The organism is Pseudomonas sp. AKS31, assembly GCF_023634765.1.
GTDB lineage: Bacteria > Pseudomonadota > Gammaproteobacteria > Pseudomonadales > Pseudomonadaceae > Aquipseudomonas.
Genome location: NZ_JAMLFX010000033.1, coordinates 1 through 1,301, shown reverse-complemented (window position 1 = coordinate 1,301; position 1,301 = coordinate 1). Strand labels below are relative to the sequence as shown.

Genomic DNA, 1,301 nt, shown 5'->3' with positions numbered 1-1,301 from the left:
AGCCCTCTCCCTGTATGTACCGGAGACATGGTGGACAGGTGTTCGGAGACATGGTGGACACATTTTAATAGACACATTGCTCATCGCGAAGGAGATGGCCTGTGTCCTGGGAAGAGGTGTCCACCGTGCAGCTTCGTACAGAGTTCGTGCTTTTGGCTCGGCAAGAAGGGGCCAATGTTCGGCAGCTTTGCCGTCGATTCAATATCAGCCCAAGCACTGCCTACAAATGGCTCAACAGGTTTGAAACCTCAGGTGCAGAGGGATTGATCGATCAGTCTCGACGACCAAAGACATCACCCAAACGCTGCGCTGACGAGGTTGAGCAGCAGATTCTGACCGTGAGTCAGGAGTACGCCACTTGGGGCGCTCGCAAGCTCAAGCGTGTGTTGGAAGACGACGGCAAAGTGATGCCTTCGGTCAGTACTGTGCATGCGGTTTTACAGCGTCATTCGCGCGTTGATCCAAAGGCCGCTGAGATCAAACCGTTTATCCGCTTCGAGCATGAAGCGCCCAACGATCTTTGGCAGATGGACTTCAAGGGACATATCAGCCTAGGTCAGGGGCGTTGCCATCCGTTGACGATATTGGACGATCATTCACGGTTTTCGCTGTGCATCGCGGCATGCATCAATGAGCAGCGCCAAACCGTTCAGGAGCATCTAATCCGGACCTTTCGGCGCTTCGGCCTGCCTTTACGCATGACGATGGACAACGGTTCGCCATGGGGTGATCAGACAGGCGTTTATACCGCACTGGAGGTCTGGCTGATGAACCAGGGCATCAAAGTCGGCCACTCCCGACCTTATCACCCGCAAACCCAGGGAAAGCTGGAGCGCTTCCACCGCAGCCTGAAAAGGGAAGTCCTGCAAGGCCAGCTCTTCATCGATCTGGACGATGCACAACGGGCTTTTGATATCTGGCGTGAGATTTACAACCAGAAGCGCCCGCATCAAGCACTGGGCATGCAGGTTCCTGCTACTCGCTACAGCAGCAGCCCGCGGGAATATCAGGAGCAACCGGCGGCGCCTGAGTACGACGATGGGGATGTGGTCAGGAAGGTTCAGGTGAAGGGCGAGATCTACTGGGGCAACCGTGAATACACTGTCGGAAAGGCATTTTACGGGAGGTCAGTGGCTATCCGGGAAACGACGGAGGACGGCATCCACGATGTCTACTGGAGTAGACATCGCATCGCCCGAATCGACTTGAACTTGCAGATCGTCACGGCAGGTAAGAAGATCTAAAACCGTCCACTATGTCTCCGAACATGTGTCCACCATGTCTCCGGTACATACACTCCC

1 protein-coding gene is annotated in these 1,301 nt (G+C 55.0%); it reads left to right on the top strand.

What is annotated here, in order from left to right; genetic code table 11:
* Nucleotides 1-101 precede the first annotated feature (101 nt).
* On the top strand, nucleotides 102-1,244 hold the full coding sequence (locus M9827_RS27580; protein ID WP_502943475.1) for an IS481 family transposase: 1,143 nt from the start codon (nucleotides 102-104) through the stop codon (nucleotides 1,242-1,244).
* The last annotated feature ends 57 nt before the right edge of the window (nucleotides 1,245-1,301 follow it).